Origin of the sequence: Photobacterium sp. GB-56, assembly GCF_003026105.1 — a bacterium.
Taxonomy (GTDB): Bacteria; Pseudomonadota; Gammaproteobacteria; order Enterobacterales; family Vibrionaceae; genus Photobacterium.
In genome coordinates this window covers 22471-44490 of record NZ_PYNW01000007.1, presented here as the reverse complement: position 1 = coordinate 44490, position 22020 = coordinate 22471, and the positions used below count along the sequence as shown (strand labels likewise).

The following is a 22020-nucleotide window of genomic DNA, read 5'->3' as shown; positions in this document are numbered from 1 at the left end:
TGAACAACATGATTGCTGAGATCATAACATGTGAAACAAAATTGAGATGAAAAAAAACCACGCTAGAGTGCGTGGTTTTAATAAGAATTGATTATTTCAGATAATCATTTAAATAATCAAGAATGTCACTGACTTGGCGATCGCTCATTTTTTTCAAACGTAACTGTAACTTATCACCATCGCGGGTATAACTTACTTTACCTTTAATAAGCTCTTGAGAACTAGGTTTTTCAACAACAGCTTTTGGCTGAAGTGCATCACCCATCTCTTCAAGTTTAACCGTCACTTCGCGAGTAATACGGCTGATCCCTTGTGCTTTGATTGTTTTCCAAAGTGCCGTATTTTCTGCACTTAGCTCTTCAATCATCTTTTTCTGTTGTTCAGCATCTAAGCCAAAAAACACACGGTGAAGTTTAACTATCGTAGGACGGCCAAGTTCGCCAACGCTAGGATAAGCCATCAGCAATTCCATCGGTAAACTTGCCGCTTTTAAAGCACCACTCACCAGGGCTTCACTGCATTGTAAATAACGCGCTAACTCTTTTTGATCCGCAACTTTTCCACTATCAAGGAGATGTTGCATCTCTTTACCACGCTCAAATAAACTTAACGGTTTATGAGCGTTAGCGACGTCAGATAAAAATTTAGCGTGTTCAGTATTAATGCCTTTAGCAACATAAATTAAGAAATCTTTATGAGCTAAAATACAAGACATTCGACGGCGGCTACCGTCTAAAACTTCAATACGACCATCATCTAACCAACGACCAACAGCGGGATATTGCTGTCCACGATCTTTCAATGTCGATAATATATCAGCGAGTGCATGCTCATTTAAAAATGCTTGTTCACGTGCATTCTCAGCAAAAACAATGGTTTTAGTACTGACATCATCTGCATTAATTTTGATTAATTCAAACGCAACTGTTTCTTCACCCGCTACCGCTAATTCTATTACAGCAGCTTTATCGCGCGCAGCTGTTTGTGCTTCTGTTACATTAGTCGCGCGACGTTTGTCCGCTTTACCGAACAGACGAGCATTAAGATCAGTTGTTTTAATAGCCATCTGTTAGTTACTCCTCGTTAAGATTTGCCCAGTGGCTATGCATAACGCGTTCTAGTTCTAAACCAACGCGTTGAATAGCCTCTTGGGCGGTTGAAAGGGTCTTTTTACCCCCTTCAAACTCTGCTGCCGTTAAATCAAATACCGTACTATAGGTATCAGCACAAGTTTCAAATGCACGGCTACGTGGCACTGTTGCCATCATAACTTGATCACGAAGCAGGTAATTCATTTCAGTTAACACAGAAACTTGCTTCTTATTATCGTCTTCAAACATTGTCGGCATTAAACGAATAAATTCTAAACCATGCCAATCTTCAGGGAACATCTCGTAAACAGTCGGTAAATGCTGGAAAAAGTTAACAGTAGATGCCCAGTCAAGACGTTTTGCAGCACAAGGAATGATTAACGCATTAGATGCATACATTGCATTCCATACCAGTGGGTCAATGTGAGGACCCGTATCAATCATAATAATGTCGAACTCATCTGCAATTGGATCAATGACTTTTTCTTTGAGTAAACGAACAATATCAAGGTCTTGATTTACTGCAAGATCTTGCCATGCATCAGCATTAAACATCGCATCTTCAGGGAAGGCCGCTATCGTTTTAAGGTTAGGATATTGGGTTGGCATAACCACATTATCTTTTAAGAAATCTTTATCCATTTCAACGCCATCAGGTACGTTATCAAGCATAACGTCAACAGCGGAATAAATCGTTTCTTGTTTTCCCACACTTATAAGAGGGTTTAAAAACAGACGTAATGAACCCTGTGGATCAAGGTCGATAAGACAAATACGATAGCGTTTATCTAAATCTAATGCTAAACAAGCAGCGATATGAACCGCTGTCATTGATTTACCCGTACCACCTTTCTGATTCTGAACATTAACAACCCAAGGTTTACGGCCAGCTCCTTCTCTCTCATGAAAAGCCGGTTTTTTTGCCGCTTTCATCAGCTTATGGGCTTCTTCTAATGTAATAGAGTAGTGATTAGCATTATTTTTCGTAAATTGATGACCATCAGCCTCCATACGAGAAATTGCATCATCAAGTTTACGTCTTGTTAACCCTGAGCGTGTTTCCATTAAAGCCTTAGACATCGGAGGGAATAGCTCCTCACGACGCTCTTCTAAAACAATCTCAATTCGGTCCGCTTGTACTTGTTTTGTTTGCTCTGCAATGTTGAGCAAATTTTGGATCGTCTGTTCCCTATTCATTATCACTCTTCGCCATGATGATAGACTGAGCAATATTGTACAACAAACACAGAACATAACAATAAAAAGCTGAACAATCAGTGTGATATTAATCTAAAGTCAAAAAGCTTTATGTTTGATAAAAGCAGATATGAGATAAATATTTGAACATTTTATGACGTTAACTATGTGATTAACTACTCGAAATAAGAGACAGATTTAAAGTGTTACAGCGTCACAACTTTACAATGTAAATTGATTTTAGCTAGGTATTTACAGAAGCATGAGAAAAACAAGCTAAGTTACGGGAGATGTTATTTCAATTTCAGATACAGCTAAAATTAGACAAATAACGATAAGATCTAACACTATGATGAAATTGAATAATTTCATAGCTATTTCATTAAAAAAATTATGAAATAGCAAATAAAGCCAGATCTCATCACCTAAAAGTCGAAATAGAGCGAACAAAATCTTGATCATTGTTCCGAGAAAATAGCTGCGATCACGAAACGATGATCAAGTGCTCTAACGGCAATATAAATCAGAACTTCAATCGATTATAAGATCAAATTTTCAGGAAAAATGATCAAGGTAAAAGGGAGGCGCTAGCGCCTTACAACAATAGTTACGGAAGCATGATCGAAAGGTGATAAGTTACGGTGAATGTAGGTTCAATAAGGGTTTAGAACACAAAACCTCCCTTAGAAGGTGTCCAAAAGGTCAATATTGAATAAATAGTACAGATATTTGAAATGCAGATTCATTTACTTGATCATTTTTCCTAATATTAAACGACAAAATAGGCACTTCTTTAGCAACATAACGAATCAATGTAATATGGATTAATCGTTATGGTCGCGGTAATTACTTTTTATCCGACTTTAAAAAGTGAATAGAATTTAAACAAAATGGTTCGAACGGCACTTACATGATCATTGTTCCGACTAAAAACGCCTTAATAAATGACTTTTACAGCGTGGAATTAAAGATCAATCAATACAGATAAAGGATTACTGTGGATAACCCTGTGAATAAGCATTGAATCTATTATGATCATGCTTTCAATTGAATGTTGATCATCGTTTCAGAATCCAGATGATCATGCTTCCTATGTTATGATGATCATGTTTTCAATCAACTGTTGATCACACTTCCGATAAAACCATGATCATTGTTCCGTAACGTCACTATTTTATCTTCTTTTAAAACAAAATGTTACATTGTAAAATAGAACCTGATCATTAGATCAGTTAATCAAATAGATCAGAATTAATCATAAAGATCAGTATTAAAAATCTTTAAATAAAAAACTTTATTTATTGATCTTTTTCTATTAATCTTTGCGGAAAGATGATGAATCTACGGCCAATGACAAATGAAACAACCTCGTAATAGTGAAAATGCCCCAATTGAAAAAATATTGATCGAAGCCCCTAGATCGCACAAAGATGGTCATTTATTTTTGATCCATTCAAATCTTGTCGATTGGCTTCCGCAATATCAACATTTCAAAGGGGTCACCAAAAGTATTATTGAATTGCTCAATATTATTTCGCTACGTGGTTTATCAAGCAAAGATGGTTATGTATCAACAACTGAACTTGTTGAAGCAACGGAAGGTCAATTAACGCGAGCGGCAATTCAGCAACGTTTACGTGCAGCTGTGAGTGTTGGTTTATTTAATCAGCAGCCTGTAAGGTTCGAAGAAGGCTTAGCCGGTAAAACCATGCTGCATCACTTCATCAATCCATCTTTGCTGATCTCTCAATTGGGCACGGGGAGTTTACAATCAGACCAATTTAAAGAAAAAGAAAAACAAAAACGTTCAAAAGCATTAGCACAAAATCATGTTAATCGACGCTTACTGACAGAACATGGTTTAGGCACCCCACCTAGTATGCCTGATGAAGCTGATCAAATTGTGGTTTCACCAACCAGCTGGGCAGGGATCATTGATCAAGCGTTAGCGCCACCGAGAACTAAAAAAAGTTATCAAAAATCAATGGTTGCGATCAGTGGTACGAAAGCGATCATTGAGACACGATCATCAAAGTCGATCATGACGGTGGATGATCTCATGACACTGTTTGCGTTGTTTACCCTAACGGTTCAGTACCATGATCACCATATCGCTGATTATGAAATTCAAGCGCGATCGATGGTAAATAAGACGCCAGTCTATATCACTGATATTTTGGCTCTACGAGGCAAAAAGGACAGTGGCCCGGCACGCGATTCTATTCGAGAAAGTATTGATCGTATTGAATTTACTGATTTTCAATTACACGAACTCACTGGTCGTTGGCTAAGTGAAAATATGCCTGAAGGGTTTAAGAGTGATCGTTTTCGTTTTATTGCTAGAACGATCACGGCTTCAGAAGAAGCGCCTCAAGAAGGGGAAGATGGTGAGATCAGGATCAAACCTAATTTGTATATTTTGGTGTGGGAACCGTCATTTTTTGATGAACTATTAACACGCGATTATTTTTTCTTGTTTCCACCTGAAATTTTACGTCAGCATACGCTTGTGTTTCAATTGTATACTTTTTTCCGTAGTCGCATGTCTCGTCGTGTCAATGACTCTATGCTTTTAAGTGATTTAAATCAAAAGCTTGCTAGAAATATTGAATGGCGACGTTTTTCTTCTGATCTTATTCGAGAATTGAAAAAATTAGCTGAAGGAAAAGTAACAGAAACGATCTTTGCGGTGAATTTATGGGGATACCATTTAACGATCAGTGCTGAAGAGCCTGATAAACGTTACACAGATTATCGTATTGATATTAAATGTGATGCTGATGAAGTGATCCGATATTCACGTGCTAAAACGACTAATGAAGGTAAGCGTACGATGGCACCAACAATGCCAAACCCGTTACGTAATGAGATCATGCCAAAGCAAGAATTAGAACAATTATCCGCCATTATTGATGGTGAGTTTGAACCGATTCAGCGAAAGGCACCGCGTCCGAAAGGCCGATTAGGGCGTCGTATTAAGTTGCGTAAGCATCTTGTTGAGATTAATGCAGATGAATTAACGATTGTGTTATCTAAATATACCTCACCAGAAGCGCTGCAGCGAAGCATAACGGCTTTATCTGCAATGACTGGTCATCCATCATCAGTTATTACTGAAGAGTGCCACGGATACTTAGAGAAGCTAGATTGGTTATATGTTTCTGGTCAAAAAGTCAGTTATGAAACTTTAAGTCGTACCGTTGAGTTATATAACAGTCGCCAAGACGAACGTCATTTATCGATTGAACGTTTAATTTCAGGCTTAGCTGTTAGACGAAAAGTCTGTCAACTTGTCCATGAAGGCCATATTAATGAGCAGGTTTTAAAAGCACTTGATGATGTCGCCAAAGGCATTTAAAGCTGTTGCGTTAGAAAGAAAAAGAGCGTTTTGTACGCTCTTTTTTCATTTTATTAACGGAATATTTAGTATTTAGTGTATTTTATTAAGCGATTCGTAGTTTTAGTGAATATTTTAACGATGAGAGGAACTCGTTGGTTAAAATATTTTCATTGTGATAGCGCTAAATGATTGGGAACTTCATGGTGTTGAAAAAGCATAGAATAATAAAAACCGTATTATTTATGGCACTCAGTGTACAGTCTCTTACAGTATATGCGAGTGTAGATGAACGTCCCAAACTGAATCGAGAACGGATTGGACTTGTTCTTAGCGGTGGTGGTGCAAAAGGAGCTGCTCACATCGGCGTACTGGAAGTACTAGAAGAAAACCGCATTCCTGTTGATATCGTAACCGGTACCAGTATGGGCGCTTATGTTGGCGGTATGTACGCCATGGGGTTAAGTGCTAAAGAAGTAAAACGTCGTACCTTTGGTGTTAAATGGGAAGAAGGTTACCTCGATCGTGCTAGTCGTAACGATCTTACGTTACGTAGAAAGCAGCAAAGTGATAGATATCAATTACATACTGATATTGGTCTCGACCTGAATGGTGAATTTAAATCGCGTTCAGGCGCATTTCAAGGTCAAGGATTTGCTAAAATTCTACGAGATGTGACTGATAACCTTCCTGCTTTAAAATCTTTTGATCAGCTCGCAATCCCGTATCGAAGTGTAGCTACCGATATTGCTAAAGTGAAACCTGTTATATTAAGTTCAGGTCATTTAGCGACAGCAATGCAAGCATCAATGACAGTACCAGGGGCGTTAAAGCCGGTTCACTTAAATGGGAAACTATTGGTTGATGGTGGTGTTGTTAACAATATGCCTGTTAATGTGGCCAAAGTGCTTGGTGCTGATGCCATTATTGCGGTTGATTTACGTGATAATTTAATGCCAAGTAAAGATCTTGATAGTGCGTTAAATATCGTTGCTCAATTAACGACTTATATGACCAATGCGAGTGCTGATCTGCAAAAAAGTCTCATGGCCGAAGGTGATGTATATCTCCAGCCTGATGTGTCATTTATGACTGCCGCTGATTTTGATCAAATGAAAAAAGCATATTTAGCGGGAAGGAAAGTGGCAACGGCTTCGCTACCAAAATTACTTCGTTATCAATTATCAGATCACGATTATCAAGCTTATATTAAACAAAAACAAAATCGTCGAAGCCAATTAACCGCAGCTTCTGCTTATTACATTGATAAGATAAAAATAAAGAATAATACCCGTTTACCTGAAAAAACCTTATTGTCTCAGTTGGATTTAAAAACTGGTCGAGTAATTTCTAATGAAGAATTAGAGCAAGCAGTTAAACGACTACAAAGTGAAGATGTTTATGGTCGAATTACTTACCAAATTAAGCAAGAAAACGGCGAAAACGTGCTTGATATGGATATTAATGAAAAATCATGGGGACCGGGGTATTTAAACTTTACTTTGGCGTTCGAAGATGATTTTGTCAATCGTTCAAACTTCTCTTTTGGTGCTCAATATCTATATACCGATCTCACTGATAAAGGGGGAGAGTGGCTAACAGAGTTCTCATTAGGTAGTTGGAAAAATATCAATACTGAATTTTATTTCCCACTCGATTATAAACAGCAATTTTTTACAGAAATTGGTGCTGGTGCAAGTAACGAGGTAAGGAAATTCAATCGTCCTACTATTAATTATGTCGATGGGAATAGTGATGATCGGTTTAATATCGAAACTGAATATCGACATGTTAATGGTTATGCTGCTATTGGTTGGAATTTAAAATCATCAGCAGAAGCAGTTCTTGGATACAGTGTTCAAAAAGGCTCTATCACGGTCCTTTCAAAACGAGATAAAGAGAATTATTTCGTGCACGGCCCTTATATAAACTTAATTTATGATGACTTAGATAGTTTCTATTTTCCGTCAAAAGGTTTATATGCGAATGCAACTACGGGTTATAACCAAACAACCAGTGAGTATAAAGATAAGGGTGAAGTAAATGGCAATACCACTTTTTATAACTTATCGATTAAAAAACCGTTTACTTATGATCGACATACCTTGGTGTTAAATGCGAAAACGGCTGGATCTGATTCAGACGAAATATTACCGATATTTGTTCAGGCGTTAGGTGGCTTATTTAATTTATCTGGTTATCACCGTTACGAGTTAAATGGCCGTTACAGTGCATTTACTAGCATTGTCTATCGTTATCGTGTCATGGATAATAACTTTGGCGCATTTAAATTACCTGTTTATGTGGGAGGGTCTTTAGAGCATGGGGGAGTTTGGGCTAAATCTTCAGAAATGTCTTGGGGCTCAGCTGTGACTGCAGGCAGTGTTTATGTTGCTGTTGACTCTATTATAGGTCCTGTTTACTTGAGTTATGGTCAAGCAGAAGACGGCAATAACTCGTTCTACCTTTCTCTTGGCTCTTCGTGGTAATCAATAAAGCAAGGTTAAGTAAATTTACTTAACCTTGCTTATTTTAATTTTGAATATGTTGTGTATTTACATTGTTATGACAAATATATCTACGTATATGGCAAAATAATTACCGATATAACCTTTGTCTTATCGTACTAAGGATTAATTATTTAAGAAGGATCTTGAATTATAATCACTTTTGTATTGTATATTACGTTTGCGAGCATCTTGCTCGCTTTTTTTTTAACTAATATTTTATTTAATTACTTGTTATATTTATCCTATTTTTAATATTTCAATGGTACTTATTTATTAAGTATTTTCTTTCTTTTAAACAAGACAAATAAAAAATAAACCGTTTCTATAATCACAAAGTTAATTTGTATTCGCAAAGTAAACTGAGATAAATAGAGGCTTGCTCATGAAAATTATCCGAGTGTTTATATGGCTCGCAATGCTAATAAGTATTGTGAGTTGTAATGGTAGCAGTGAAGATACAGTAGCACCCAGTAGTGATAGTAAAACTGTAGTCATTGATTTTACTCCTGAATTCACTGCATTTCGTATGGCTATCCCCTCCACAAAAAATGAACAAATAGGAAAAAATACTTCATCACCAATCTTATTAGTGGGGACTTTACAAGCAACGAATACAGCTACGAATGCTGTCGATGAGTTCGATTGGAAAGCGTATCTACATCTTGATACGTTTAAAGTGGAATCGGAAACAACGGTTGGCTTAACACCGGGTAATTATGATCTTATGCTTGATATTGAGCATGATGGACAAAAATATCATGGTGAAGCGAACACCAATATTGTCGATGGTAACTCCCCTATTGCGATGAATTTAACCCCTGTATTAGGCAAACTTGATATTGACGTTTCTGTTAATCCTGAAATGGCTAAACTCTTTTTTAAAGTCGATCCTAACGAATTAAATTTATTAGGTTTAGGAACCCCTATTGTTGGTATTGGGCTTGATAATAATCAAGAAATGAAGTTTTTAATCAACAAAAATTCAGCGCAATCTGATCTTTTTTTTAATATCCAATATGGTAGCTATTTCGTTGATATTAATTTCTACAATGACACTGAAAAAGTGGGACATTTAGATATACCAAACCAAGTATTAAATATTGATCAAAATACTGCTATTGCGAATTATGATGTGGTTCCATTGATGGGGGTCAGCGTCATTACATTTAATGAGCAAGGAGAGACTACAGATATCACGGTTAAAATTCCTAACTCGATTATTACCCATGTTCAGCAATTATCAGATCTTAATACTGAGCTTAAGCTATTAGATCCTAACAATATGATAGTGTTTGATGATCAAGTGATATTTACCCAAGATCCAAATACACCTGATAGTTACATCGCAACGCTACCGATGAATTTGAATTTTGCTCAAACACAGATCCATGGTTTGTTTTTAACATTAAAATTTTTCGATACCGCGGATAATCCGACTGTTGCATTTGCAAGTTGTACTTCAGAGAGTTTTCATTTAGAGCACAATGATAAAACCTTAGGCTGTCAGGTGACGTTTAACGATACAACGATTGATGTTGTAACGGCACTTAATGCCCATTTTGTGGTGAATGTTTATGATGTCAACGGTAACCCTGTTAAAGATGCTCAAATCTTTATTGATGATGCAGCAACTCCTATTGGTGTAACTGGGGAAGATCCGTCGACCAGTGATGGTGCGCTGGTATTCAATACATCTATAGGTGAACACGATATTAAGGCTAAAGCGATTGGTTATGTTGCTGAAAAAGTCGTTAATGCTGCACCTCTAAGCATCAATAATGTTGATTTATATTTAATGATCCCTGAATCACCACCAGCAGATGCTGTTGAATCAAGAAACTATGATACGCGGGTATCTTTAACTGAAAATATCAATATTTTACCCAGTACAGAGCAAATAAACCTTGCTAATGACATGATGGTAAGAATACCGCCGGTGAAAATTGATTATGAAAAACGCACAGGTGTAGCGCGTGTTCTTTATAATCAGACAGGCTATTTGACTGATGCTGATCCAAGTAAAACCACAGAGCAAGTGGTAATGGATTTTCTTGAAGATAATCGACGATTATTACATTTATCACCTACCGATATTGCCAATGTAGAGCAACAAGTTTACGAAACTGCAGCGACAGGTGCGAAGCGTTTTTACTTACAACAAAAAATCCATGGGCGTGATGTCTTTAATGCTTTGCTACAAGTAAATGTGAATCGTGATGGTCGTATCTTAAGTGTGAATAACACCTTCTCACCACATATTGATCAAGTGATTTTGAGTAAGCAAGCACCCACCATAACGATTAAGCAAGCGATCATAAATGCGGCTGAAAAAGTAGGGATCAAGGTTCGCCACCAGCCAACCATTGAAAATGAAGATCTTGGCGCAGATGATCAAGCAACAAAAGTTAATGCCGCCAGTGCTTCAAGAGAGCCGATTGACGCTAAATTAGTTTACATGCCAGTCAAAAATGATGAACTACGTTTGGCATGGTCTTTCTTACTCTTTACTCATGATCAACGTCATGTCTATCAAATGTTGGTTGATGCCAATAGTGGTGAACTTCTCGCTTACTTTGATCAGGTTGATGAGCACAGCTATGAAGTGTTCCAATATCCTGTTGAATCACCGAATCATGCAACACCTGTTAACGCTCGACAAATTGAAGTTAATCCGGCGGCAAGTCCCGGTTCACCATGGGGATGGCATGATATAAATGCCACCATTGGCAATGAATATACCATCATGCGAGGTAACAATGTTCATGCGTATAATGATTCAAATAATTCAGGTTCACCAACAGGAGTCGAACCTGATTGTTTGGCAGGTATAAGTTGTGTCTTCCCACTGGATTTTACTCTACCACCACAAGACAACAGCGATGCGGCTGTAGCAAACTTATTCCACTGGAATAACATTATTCACGATATCACCTATCTATATGGCTTTGATCAAGCTTCAGGGAATTTCCAAGTCAATCAATATGGAGCACCCGGTGCTGGTGGCGATGATGTTAAAGCCGAAGCGCAAGATGGGGGGGGAATGAATAATGCTAACTTCTGGACGCCTGCTGATGGTACACGCCCTCGAATGCAAATGTACCTATGGTCATATACCACTCCACAGCGTGACGGTGATTTTGATAATGCGATTATTGTCCATGAGTATGCTCACGGTATTTCAAATCGTTTAGTCGGTGGCCCTGCCAATGTAAATTGTTTAAGTAATTACCAACGACCATCAGAAGGGATCAGTGATCTTTATGCCTTAATGATGACTCAACCAGCTGGGCTCACAGGGGCCGATCCTCGTGCGATGGGGACCTATGTATTAGGTCAACCAACCTCGGGTGCTGGTATACGTCCGCAACGTTACAGTACTGATTCAACGATAAATAATTATACTTATGAAAGTATTACCTCAGGTATGTCAGTACCTCATGGGGTCGGCTCTGTATGGGCACAAGCGGCATGGGAAGTGTACTGGGCATTGGTTGATGAACATGGTTTTGATATTAACTTGTATAATTCATTAGGGGGAAGCGGTAACCAACGTGCCATGTTGTATTTCACCGAAGGGTTGAAAAATACCATTTGTTCACCAAGCTTTATTGATACACGCGACGGTATTATCCAAGCTGCTATCGATAACTATTCGGGTGAAGATGTGTGCTTAATCTGGCGTACGTTTGCAGGCTTTGGACTTGGTGTTGATGCAATATCACCAAGTAGTAATAGTTTAAATGTTACTAATGGCTTTGGTATTCCAAGCTCATGTGACGAGACTGCTGATGTGTGGGTTGAAGATACCCATTATGATTACTTTGGTCCTGCACCTGATACGGGCAATGAGCCTGATGCCAATATGGTTGGTAAATCGATGTGGCGCAGTAAAGCGATTTGGAACCGTGTGGTTGCAGGTAGCCCTGGTCCGCATCAAAATCCAGAGTTTGGCCAGAAAAATGAAATTTACGTTAATGTGAAAAACCGTGGTGCAGCAACGGCCTTTAATACCACTGTTGAAGTGTATTGGGCACATGCATCTACTGGATTAACGTGGCCTGCGGATTGGACATTGCTGGGTACTGATACCATCGGCACTCTACCCGTGGGGGCTGATGTAGAAGCGACAGTTGCTTGGGAGCCACCAACAACGGGACATTATTGTTTAGTGGCACGATTAATTAACCCACAAGATCCAATGAGCTTCCCTGAAACAGCGAGCATTAACTATAACACCCGTCAGAACAATAATATTGCATGGCGGAATATGAATGTGGTTGATTTATTGATTAATCAGCAGCAAAAAATATCGTTTATTGCTAGAGGGATCGAGACGAATAATCAACAGATTGTTTTGCAAATAGGTCATGATGAACAGCAACGCTTCTTAGTTGATGGTGGTAAATTAGCGATTAATTTGCTTGAGTTTACAGGCGTTGATGAATGGCAAGAGATCACTCAATTACCCTTTATTATTCGTAATTTACAAACCCCAACAGGTAATGCTAATGAAGCAAATGTGCAATTACGCTTTAGCGCCGATCCTATGCCTATTACAGACAAAGAAAGTGCACTTTACCATCTTGATGTGATGCAGTTAGGTACAACGGCTGCGGGTAATAATCAAGAAATTGGTGGTGTATCGTATGAAATTATTACGCGTACTCACTTAACTGATACGGATAACGATCAGAAACCTGATATCCAAGATGATGATGATGATGATGATCAAGTCCCTGATGAGTTAGATGCTTATCCACTCGATGAATTACGTCATTAATTGTTAATAAGTGACACATTTAAGCCTCGCTATTTAGCGGGGCTTTCTTTTGTTGGTTAAATCGTATGTTTACTCTTAGCGTCTATAATGACTCTTAAATTATCAAATACCTGTATCAAAACATGTCTAATGACGAGTAGATGGTAATTAACTGTAACAGTGAATAAATAGCGAAAAGGGAGTGCTTGCTGCGTCAATCGTATCTTAATACTATCGCGAAAATTCAAGTTACTGACAACGTGTGATGGCATTTTTTAAATTAAAAATTACGCATGGACTTTCTCATTACCCTGATATTATTACCACAACGCGGGATCCACAGCGCGCTTTACAATTTTTAAAGTACGATGTATCACCGTATTCGCGTGGTTTTACTAAAATCGTGATCGTGGATAACAAGCAATATGTGAAAAATTTAGCGAATAATGCCACTGCTGAATTTCAATCTGATTATATCCACGATGGTGAATGCAGTGTATTTACTCTACTGAGTAGTAAAATTCTATTTGCTCGTTGGAATCGTAAGTAATTTAATATCAGTAATATGGATGCGATCAGTAACAATATAGACAATTATATTTTCGGTGGCATCGCCTCATCACCTAAGCGCTGACGATATTGATCGGGTGTACTGCCTGATTGCTTTTTAAACGCAGTAATAAAGGGAGATGCCTGATGATAGCCCAGTGTTAATGCAATCTCTTTTACTGATAAACCACTACGCAGTAAATGTAGTGAGTAGATAAACTTTCGTCGTTGTCTCCATTCGGTAAAGTTCATCCCAAGTTTATCTTTGAAGTGACGGGCAAGGGTACGCTCTGTCGTATGAAGCATTTTTGCCCATTCCGCTAAACTGCGATTATTGGTTGGGTTTTTTTCAAGTTCAATCAATATTGTTTGTAGGAGCTTATCATCACTTGTTGGTAAGTATTGATGGTGTTCTTTACTCATTAATACCTGATCAAACAACACCTTCACTAAGCGTTTATCTTGCGGGGTTTCAGGGCTAACAATCCGGCGCTCGCGTAAATCACTCACCATGGCTTGCATTAATGGGCTGACTTCCAATAAACAGGCATAATTCGGCAACGCATTAGCGAGTGGCTTGGTAATGTTCATTGAACAATAATTTAAACTACGACGAATATAACTTTGATGCTCCATTGCTGGTGGTACCCATAATGCAAACTGGGGAGGGGCAAGAAAGTGTTTACTCTCCGCTTTTAATTCAATGATCCCTCCACTGATTAGTTGCAATTGTCCCCACGGATGAGCATGTTTCATTGTTCCTGTATTTGGCAGAAAAATCGTATGACCAAAAAAGATATCACCGGGTGGATTATTATCATCAAATAAAGGTTGGTATACGTTTTTCATTGAACTTTAGCTGTCATATGATGTGATAAGAATAGTATACGCAGGTTTTAGGTTATTGATCTACTTTGATAACTTATGGGTACCAGTCGATACCGCAAGTTTGTAGTGCTTTAAGGTAATCATGGGCTAAAGGGTAGCGGCCTACGGTTAATCCATGCAATGGAGTTTGAAATATTCGATATTCTAAAAACTCACCTGTTAGCATTTGATTAAATAAAGATTTAGCAGCATCACCTGTGGCAACGGTATAAGGCGATCTTGAAGCCAACGCTTTTGCCGTTACAGTGCTAAAACTGTGTTGTAATTCATCACGCTGATGCATGTTCATATGACTTAAGTAATGATCGTATCCTATTAGAATATGAGGTGTAATATCCATTTGTTGTTGAAGGTAATAGGGAATATCACGTTGCTTGATTAGCCAACGATAATGACTATCTACCTGTAATTGGATATCGCCAACGGGCAAGGGGTTTTGATCTGGGCTGTGCATGCCGACTCTTACCTGATCATGAACCATATCAACAATAGGATAATAGCTGCTATCCGTTTGCATTGGAGAGATTGCGCGTACACGACAAACAGGCTCACCTGTGAGTTCATCAATAACCGTGATGGCTTGCCATTGAGCGGGATAGAGCGCAACACAGCCCGAACAAAAAAAGATAACAGCAATAAGTATTATATAGAATGGCATATAACATCCTTGTGTATCTCAATAGCGCTTAAAAAGCGCGATAACTGATTTTAGTATATGCAAGCTTTACACATTGTGTTTAATCCCTTGCGAGAAGAGAAGATATGTAAAGCGCGGTATTGCTTGAAAAATAAACGTCGAAATGGATTACAAATGGCGATATTGTTACTTTATTAACACTCTGATTATTTGTTAATCGAGTGGTGTTTTTTCTTAAAATTAGGCTTTACAGATTTTAAATCTATCGGTAATATTCGCCGCACTTACGGAGAGATGGCTGAGTGGTTGAAAGCACCGGTCTTGAAAACCGGCATACGTTTATAGCGTATCTAGGGTTCAAATCCCTATCTCTCCGCCATATTCTAGAGATTCGACTTATCGGGTTTCATAAAGAATTGGAGCGGTAGTTCAGTTGGTTAGAATACCGGCCTGTCACGCCGGGGGTCGCGGGTTCGAGTCCCGTCCGCTCCGCCAACATTTAGATTTAACTGTTACGTTAAATAGACGAAATTATAGTGCCGACTTAGCTCAGTAGGTAGAGCTACTGACTTGTAATCAGTAGGTCACCAGTTCGACTCCGGTAGTCGGCACCATTAAATTTCGGTGGGGTTCCCGAGTGGCCAAAGGGAGCAGATTGTAAATCTGCCGGCACTGCCTTCGAAGGTTCGAATCCTTCCCCCACCACCATTACAATTCCTCCTTAGTTCAGTCGGTAGAACGGCGGACTGTTAATCCGTATGTCGCTGGTTCAAGTCCAGCAGGAGGAGCCAAATAAAAAAGCCCGCAAGCAATTGCGGGCTTTTTTACATCTTAAATTTGGAAAATCATTGCTTAGTAGCTGCTTAGTAGCTGCTTGGTTATTGGTATCTTTCCTCTCGACCTACCTTACCATTTCTCCCTTAGTTCACTTGGTGATTACCTCTTATCTCTTGTGATCGTTAACCGCAAATTTGGTTATCTGCTATGATTCTTTTGAGGTTAGGTGTTGCTATTAAATGATCTATTTTTAGCTTTAATTGTATTATTTATTGAAGATTAAGTGATCATAACCATCTAATAACTATCATATTTGCAAAAAATATTATCAAAATGTGCGTTTGTTAATCGAGTGAGCGTTTTTTCTTAAAAATAGGCTTTACAGGTTTTACATCTATCGGTAATATTCGCCGCACTTACGGAGAGATGGCTGAGTGGTTGAAAGCACCGGTCTTGAAAACCGGCATACGTTTATAGCGTATCTAGGGTTCAAATCCCTATCTCTCCGCCATATTCTAGAGATTCGATTTATCGGATTTCATAAAGAATTGGAGCGGTAGTTCAGTTGGTTAGAATACCGGCCTGTCACGCCGGGGGTCGCGGGTTCGAGTCCCGTCCGCTCCGCCAACATTTAGATTTAACGGTTACGTTAAATAGACGAAATTTTAGTGCCGACTTAGCTCAGTAGGTAGAGCAACTGACTTGTAATCAGTAGGTCACCAGTTCGACTCCGGTAGTCGGCACCATTAAATTTCGGTGGGGTTCCCGAGTGGCCAAAGGGAGCAGATTGTAAATCTGCCGGCACTGCCTTCGAAGGTTCGAATCCTTCCCCCACCACCATTACAATTCCTCCTTAGTTCAGTCGGTAGAACGGCGGACTGTTAATCCGTATGTCGCTGGTTCAAGTCCAGCAGGAGGAGCCAAATAAAAAAGCCCGCAAGCAATTGCGGGCTTTTTTACATTTGAAATCTAGGCTTTTGTTAACAACTCATTGGGTGATAAAGGTCTATTAACTATTCTTAACTCACTGACGTAACCATACAAAGGATTATGCAATTTACTGTTAGAACACGATGATCCCACAATCCAAGCGGCATCTTCTTTGATTTTCTTATCAACTGATATGTAATCCAGTATTAAAAACAGTATAAACTAAAGGGCAAAATGTACGTTGTTGATCGGTACTTACAGATAGTGTGAGCTTAATTATTTCGCTGTATGTTTTTCTCTATTAACACCATAGAATAGGTTTCTCTCATCTCTTAACGGATGAAGCAGTTAACACAAAATGGTATTATTAACGGCTGTTTTGCCTGTGACACTTGGATAACTAATGAATTTTGACCGTATTGTGTGTTTCGATCTCGAAATGTGTTGTTGGAATGATGGCCGCACATCTAGAACCGGTGAAATCATCGAAATTGGTGTGGCAGAGCTTGATCTCAACACCGGAAAAATTGTTCGTCGGGCACAACATTATGTGCGTCCTACAAAAGATGAAATCTCGCCGTTTTGTACTGAACTAACGGGCATCAAACCTGAGGTCGTTGAAAAAAATGGCAAGCCGCTTTCTGTGATATTAAAATCGATCGAACAAAAGTTTGGTGGTCGACATAAGATCTATGCAGCGTGGGGACATGATGATCGTATTTTGAAAAAGGAATGTTTAGCTAAAGAGCTAAAAGTCCCTTTTCGTGAATATTTAAATCTTGCCACTTTATTTAAATTACAGCGTCATGTGACGAATAAACGATTAGGTCAACGTGCCGCAATGGAAATTGCTGGTGTTGAATGGGAAGGGCGTCAGCATTCGGGTTATGTCGATGCGTATAACCTTGCGCGTTTAGCGGCAACCATGTTCTGTGAAAAAGACACAGATTCAACACAGGAATAGTGTTACTTCCAATCGATTTGTTTAGTAAAGCCGACTGATAGAGTCGGCTTTTTTATGTGTATGATGTAATTCGTGCGATGAAAATGCTGTTGTTTATATTTTGTGATTCGGTGCCAATACTTGAGGAGATAGTTGGATAACTAAAATATTAATATTAGTTTGTAGCAAGGGATTAAGTGTTTAAACAGCAAAATATAATGCGTTATGTATACTGACAAAAGCCGCTCATTAAAAGGTAACTTTTATGTCACAGAATACGTTTATTTTGCATTCCGCTTATCCTCCATCAGGCGATCAACCTGAAGCTTTAGCGCGATTAATCGGTAATATTCAAGACGGTGTTACACACCAAACCCTGCAAGGGGTTACCGGATCTGGGAAAACTTTCACGATGGCAAATATGATCCATCGTCTTCAGCGTCCTACCTTAATATTGGCTCATAACAAGACGCTTGCCGCACAACTTTATAGTGAAATGAAACGTTTCTTTCCTGAAAATGCTGTCGAGTATTTTGTCTCTTATTACGATTACTACCAACCTGAAGTGTATATTCCTGGTAGTGATCGCTTTATTCGTAAAGATTCTGCAGTGAATCAACAATTGGAACGATTACGTTTATCGACCACCAAATCGTTGATAGAACGTAAAGACGTGATTGTCGTGGCATCGGTATCTGCTATTTATGGCTTAGGCGATCCAGCTCAATATCGCGCGGTACAAATTCCGTTATCAGTGGGTATGACCATCGAAAGGGAAGACTTTATTCAACGTCTTGTCGTGCTGCAATATAGCCGTTGTGAGCGAACGATTGAACGAGCAACTTTCCGTGTCCATGGTGAAATATTTGATATCTATCCAGCAGATTCAGAATCAAAAGCAATACGTGTGGTGATGTTTGATGACACCATTGAGCAACTACAATGGCTTGACCCTATTACAGGGAAAGTGTTGGGCGACATTGAGCATTATTTTGTTTCTCCAAAAACCTTGTATGCCGCTTCAAAAGACAAGTTACTGAAAGCCAGCATTGAAATTCAAAAAGAATTAGAAATGCGTGTCGCTGAATTAAATAATGAAAATCGTATTGTGGAAGCGGCAAGGCTGTATGAGCGCACGACACATGATATAGAAATGATGCAGCAGCTTGGATATTGTTCAGGATTAGAAAACTACTCATGTTATTTAAACGATCGCGATCCTAGCTTGCCACCGACGACCTTATTAGATTATTTACCGGAAGATGGCTTACTGTTTATTGATGAATCCCATGTGATGATCCCGCAGATTTCTGCAATGTATCGCAGTGATGTGAGTCGTAAAGAGACATTAATTGATTATGGCTTTCGGTTGCCATCAGCGAAGAACAATCGACCTTTAATGTTTAAAGAATTTGAGCAAATAAAACCACAAACCGTATTTGTATCAGCTACCCCCGGTGAGTACGAACTCAAAAAATCTCAGCAGCATGTTATAGAACAAATCATTCGCCCGACAGGCTTGCTTGATCCTATTGTTGAAGTGCGTCCTTTAGCGACTCAAACCGACGATCTATTAAAAGAAATATCAGAGCGTACGCAAAAAGATGAACGCGTATTGGTGACGACATTAACGAAAAAAAGTGCAGAGGCATTGTATGAGTTAATGGTAGAGCAAGGTATTAAGGTCAGTTATATTCATTCAGAAGTAAAAACCGAGCAACGGGTTGAAATTATAGATGATTTACGTGCAGGTAAATTTGATGTGCTTATTGGGATAAACCTGTTACGAGAAGGATTAGATATTCCAGAGGCCTCATTGGTCGCAGTGTTAAATGCCGATCATGCGGGATTTTTGCGTTCAACACAGGCGCTGATTCAAATCATTGGTCGTGCAGCTCGTAACGCAAACGGTAAAGCGATTTTATATGCTGATAAAATGACGCCTGCAATGCAGCAAGCGATGAATGAATCACAACAACGCCGAGAGCGTCAGGTGGAATATAATAAAGCGCATAATATTACACCAGCCTCCTCTCAACGTAAAAAAGCAAGGATAGATAATAATGAGCCCGCACAACATAGTGTTGAGTTCTGCTCTAATCTATCAGAGTTATGCCAGCAAATTACGACAACAGAAAAAGAACTATTGGTGGCTTGTGATACGAATGATGAAATACACGTTGGTATTTTTAGAGAAAAGCTCAATGAGTTATATCGTCAGTTCATATTTATGTAAAAAGGATACTAATTGACATCTAATTAAGGTCGTAATGACTCGGCCTTAATTACTCACAATCAACCTAACTATATTCATCTGTTATATTCTTATTGAATAAGATAAGTATGACTTTAATTAAAAGTAAGGAACAAAACTGAATTATTGCAATATATTTTTATTAACAAGATAAGTGAATTTTATTGTAAATTTATCTCATTGATGAATTTACGTTTTATTTGTGTTGTTTGGTGGTTTTGTTTTTGTGTTGTGATTGTAATTACATTAAGTTTTGATATAATCCGCCCGATTTTTATAGAAAATAAACGGTATAAAAATTCTAAAGTTAAATAGATAAAAGCAGTCATCATTTTGGTGAATACCCCTCCAGCTATATTGGCCTTTTTACAACGTCGCGCGCGAATAACAGCGATGTATATTTTATATGGTGAGAAAGAGCGTATGTTCATTCTTAATATAAAAGATCTTAGTTTTATCAGTCATCGTGCTGGAAAATCATATGCTACGATAGAAAATAGAATTTAAGTGTATTCATTTTATAAGAATGAATCTGGGGCGTAATTGCTTCCTTTAGTTTGTTATAAAGAGTTGTTATGGTGCTATACAACGCAATAAATATGGCTTTAAATGGGATCGTTCTTATATGAACATTAAATACATGAAGCTTTATACATTGGTCGTGTGCTCTACGTTCTTTTTCATTATCTTTGCATGCGGTACTTATCTTCTTTATCAACACGATATTGATACAAAAATTCACAATGAGCATGAAATACAACGGAAAACCTTTTATTCAGTTGTTGATAGTAAAGATACACTAGCTCCTATGTTTTCGAAGATGACGATTCCGACTTTAGCTGAGCAGAGGGAGTTAAAGCGTTATGTCTCCGATCATAAAGATGTTAGCAGTATATCTGTGATTTATAATGATTATTATGTATACAGTACATTTGGAAATCGCCTGTATTCAATGAAGATGAAGGCAGTAAAAGGTTTTAGTATTAAGGTAAAAAGCTTACTAACGCATAAGCCAACCTTGTCTTATACGTTGCAAGTTGGAGCGAATACTTACTTAAAAATATATTTTAAACCGCTTCGTTTTAATGTTATCGATAGTATTGGTCGAGGCTATATTACCGTTTTTGATAATATTGAAATTGGTGAAGGTAATCAGTTAGTTAAGCATGATTTGTTAAATCATCGCGATGAGTACTATTTTCATCTCGACGACGCTGATTTTTTTGTTGATGTTGATCCGGTACTCGCTCTAAAACAATTTATTGAAACTAAATATGTTTACTTGTTAATGCTCTTATTGGGCTGCATGGTAAGTAGTTATACATCGGCCGCTTACTGCAAAAAAATCTGGGTACGAATTTGTATCAAACGCAATATTATTCGTCCATACCTTCAACCCATTGTTAACAAGGAAGGCGATATTATTGGGGCTGAAGTCTTAGCTCGTTGGATTACTAAAAAAGGTCAGGTTTTACCGCCTTATTTATTTATACCCTATATAGAGAGTCAACACTTAACATCCTTGTTAACCTGCTCTTTGATGACACAGGTTTATCAAAGTCAGTTAATGGTTTTGAGTAAAAAACTAAAATTGAGTTTTAATTTGACGGAACGTTGTTTGTTTGACGAAAGTATTTATAAAGCGAGTTTATTATTGGCGCCTAAGTTTGAACTGGTGCTTGAGTTTACGGAATCAGCACCATTTTCGAATGTTCATGTGAAAGCGCGTATGGAAAAATTTCATCAAAATGGCATGTTCTTTGCGCTTGACGATTATGGTACAGGGTACTCTTCACCGTATTATTTGACGGATTATAATTTTGATTATTTAAAAATAGATCGTTGTTTTATTGAGCAAATTGAACATAATCCTAAATCGATTTATGTTGTTGAATCTTTAGTGCTATTAGCCCAAAAACTGGAGCTTTCTGTCATCTCTGAAGGCGTTGAAACAGAAAAACAAAAAAAGATGTTAGATCAATGGGGAATTAAGCAATATCAAGGGTTTTACTTTTATAAACCGATGTCAATAGAAAGCTTTATGGATATATATCGTTCTCACTAATATAGCATCTTAGTGATAACCCTGACTCTTCTTGCACTCTGTGGAAGAAGAGTTTTTTTAGCTCTGTCATTTTATAAGGTTAA

At 38.2% G+C, this 22020-nt stretch carries 11 protein-coding genes and 10 tRNA genes; 17 read left to right on the top strand and 4 right to left on the bottom strand.

Features of this window, described 5'->3' with window-relative positions; genetic code table 11:
* Positions 1–91: 91 nt before the first annotated feature.
* Both C9J42_RS11505 and C9J42_RS11500 read right to left on the bottom strand, forming a co-directional pair.
* The gene (locus C9J42_RS11505) at positions 92–1066 is read right to left on the bottom strand and encodes a ParB/RepB/Spo0J family partition protein (protein WP_107302018.1); all 975 of its coding nucleotides are present in this window, start codon (positions 1064–1066) and stop codon (positions 92–94) included.
* Positions 1067–1073: 7 nt separating this feature from the next.
* On the bottom strand, positions 1074–2288 hold the full coding sequence (locus C9J42_RS11500; RefSeq protein WP_045085008.1) for an AAA family ATPase: 1215 nt from the start codon (positions 2286–2288) through the stop codon (positions 1074–1076).
* A 1357-nt stretch (positions 2289–3645) separates the two neighbouring features.
* Between C9J42_RS11500 and C9J42_RS11490 the strand changes: the two genes are divergently transcribed.
* From C9J42_RS11490 to C9J42_RS11475, 4 genes are all read left to right on the top strand, one after another.
* Positions 3646–5646 (top strand): replication initiator protein RctB domain-containing protein, encoded by a 2001-nt coding sequence (locus tag C9J42_RS11490; RefSeq protein WP_107208293.1) that lies wholly within the window; start codon positions 3646–3648, stop codon positions 5644–5646.
* 167 nt (positions 5647–5813) lie between these two features.
* Positions 5814–8114, top strand: a complete 2301-nt coding sequence (locus C9J42_RS11485; RefSeq protein WP_107208294.1) for a patatin-like phospholipase family protein — start codon at positions 5814–5816, stop codon at positions 8112–8114.
* 403 nt (positions 8115–8517) lie between these two features.
* Complete coding sequence (locus C9J42_RS11480) at positions 8518–12915, top strand: M36 family metallopeptidase (protein ID WP_107302017.1); 4398 nt, start codon at positions 8518–8520, stop codon at positions 12913–12915.
* Between the two features lie 244 nt (positions 12916–13159).
* Positions 13160–13444, top strand: a complete 285-nt coding sequence (locus C9J42_RS11475; protein ID WP_105061657.1) for a hypothetical protein — start codon at positions 13160–13162, stop codon at positions 13442–13444.
* Between the two features lie 44 nt (positions 13445–13488).
* Here the strand turns inward: C9J42_RS11475 and C9J42_RS11470 are convergent, their stop codons facing one another.
* The gene (locus C9J42_RS11470; protein WP_105061658.1) at positions 13489–14292 is read right to left on the bottom strand and encodes a helix-turn-helix transcriptional regulator; all 804 of its coding nucleotides are present in this window, start codon (positions 14290–14292) and stop codon (positions 13489–13491) included.
* Positions 14293–14365: 73 nt separating this feature from the next.
* Positions 14366–14989, bottom strand: coding sequence for a hypothetical protein (locus tag C9J42_RS11465; protein WP_107302016.1), 624 nt, complete (start codon positions 14987–14989; stop codon positions 14366–14368).
* 267 nt (positions 14990–15256) lie between these two features.
* Here C9J42_RS11465 and C9J42_RS11460 point away from each other — a divergent pair.
* The 13 genes from C9J42_RS11460 (at position 15257) to C9J42_RS11400 (ending at position 21937) form a co-directional block, all read left to right on the top strand.
* Positions 15257–15347: transfer RNA gene (locus C9J42_RS11460), tRNA-Ser, on the top strand.
* Between the two features lie 39 nt (positions 15348–15386).
* A tRNA-Asp gene (locus tag C9J42_RS11455) sits at positions 15387–15463 on the top strand.
* Between the two features lie 43 nt (positions 15464–15506).
* Positions 15507–15582, top strand: a tRNA-Thr gene (locus C9J42_RS11450).
* 9 nt (positions 15583–15591) lie between these two features.
* Positions 15592–15676, top strand: a tRNA-Tyr gene (locus C9J42_RS11445).
* Positions 15677–15683: 7 nt separating this feature from the next.
* Positions 15684–15759 (top strand) — tRNA-Asn (locus C9J42_RS11440).
* Between the two features lie 406 nt (positions 15760–16165).
* Positions 16166–16256, top strand: a tRNA-Ser gene (locus C9J42_RS11435).
* A 39-nt stretch (positions 16257–16295) separates the two neighbouring features.
* A tRNA-Asp gene (locus tag C9J42_RS11430) sits at positions 16296–16372 on the top strand.
* Positions 16373–16415: 43 nt separating this feature from the next.
* Positions 16416–16491 (top strand) — tRNA-Thr (locus C9J42_RS11425).
* Between the two features lie 9 nt (positions 16492–16500).
* Positions 16501–16585 (top strand) — tRNA-Tyr (locus C9J42_RS11420).
* A 7-nt stretch (positions 16586–16592) separates the two neighbouring features.
* A tRNA-Asn gene (locus tag C9J42_RS11415) sits at positions 16593–16668 on the top strand.
* A 410-nt stretch (positions 16669–17078) separates the two neighbouring features.
* The gene (locus C9J42_RS11410; RefSeq protein WP_107208297.1) at positions 17079–17639 is read left to right on the top strand and encodes a 3'-5' exonuclease; all 561 of its coding nucleotides are present in this window, start codon (positions 17079–17081) and stop codon (positions 17637–17639) included.
* Positions 17640–17883: 244 nt separating this feature from the next.
* Entirely contained in the window at positions 17884–19854 is a 1971-nt protein-coding gene (uvrB, locus tag C9J42_RS11405) for an excinuclease ABC subunit UvrB (protein WP_107262006.1), read from the top strand.
* Positions 19855–20497: 643 nt separating this feature from the next.
* Entirely contained in the window at positions 20498–21937 is a 1440-nt protein-coding gene (locus C9J42_RS11400) for an EAL domain-containing protein (RefSeq protein WP_107302015.1), read from the top strand.
* Positions 21938–22020: the final 83 nt, after the last annotated feature.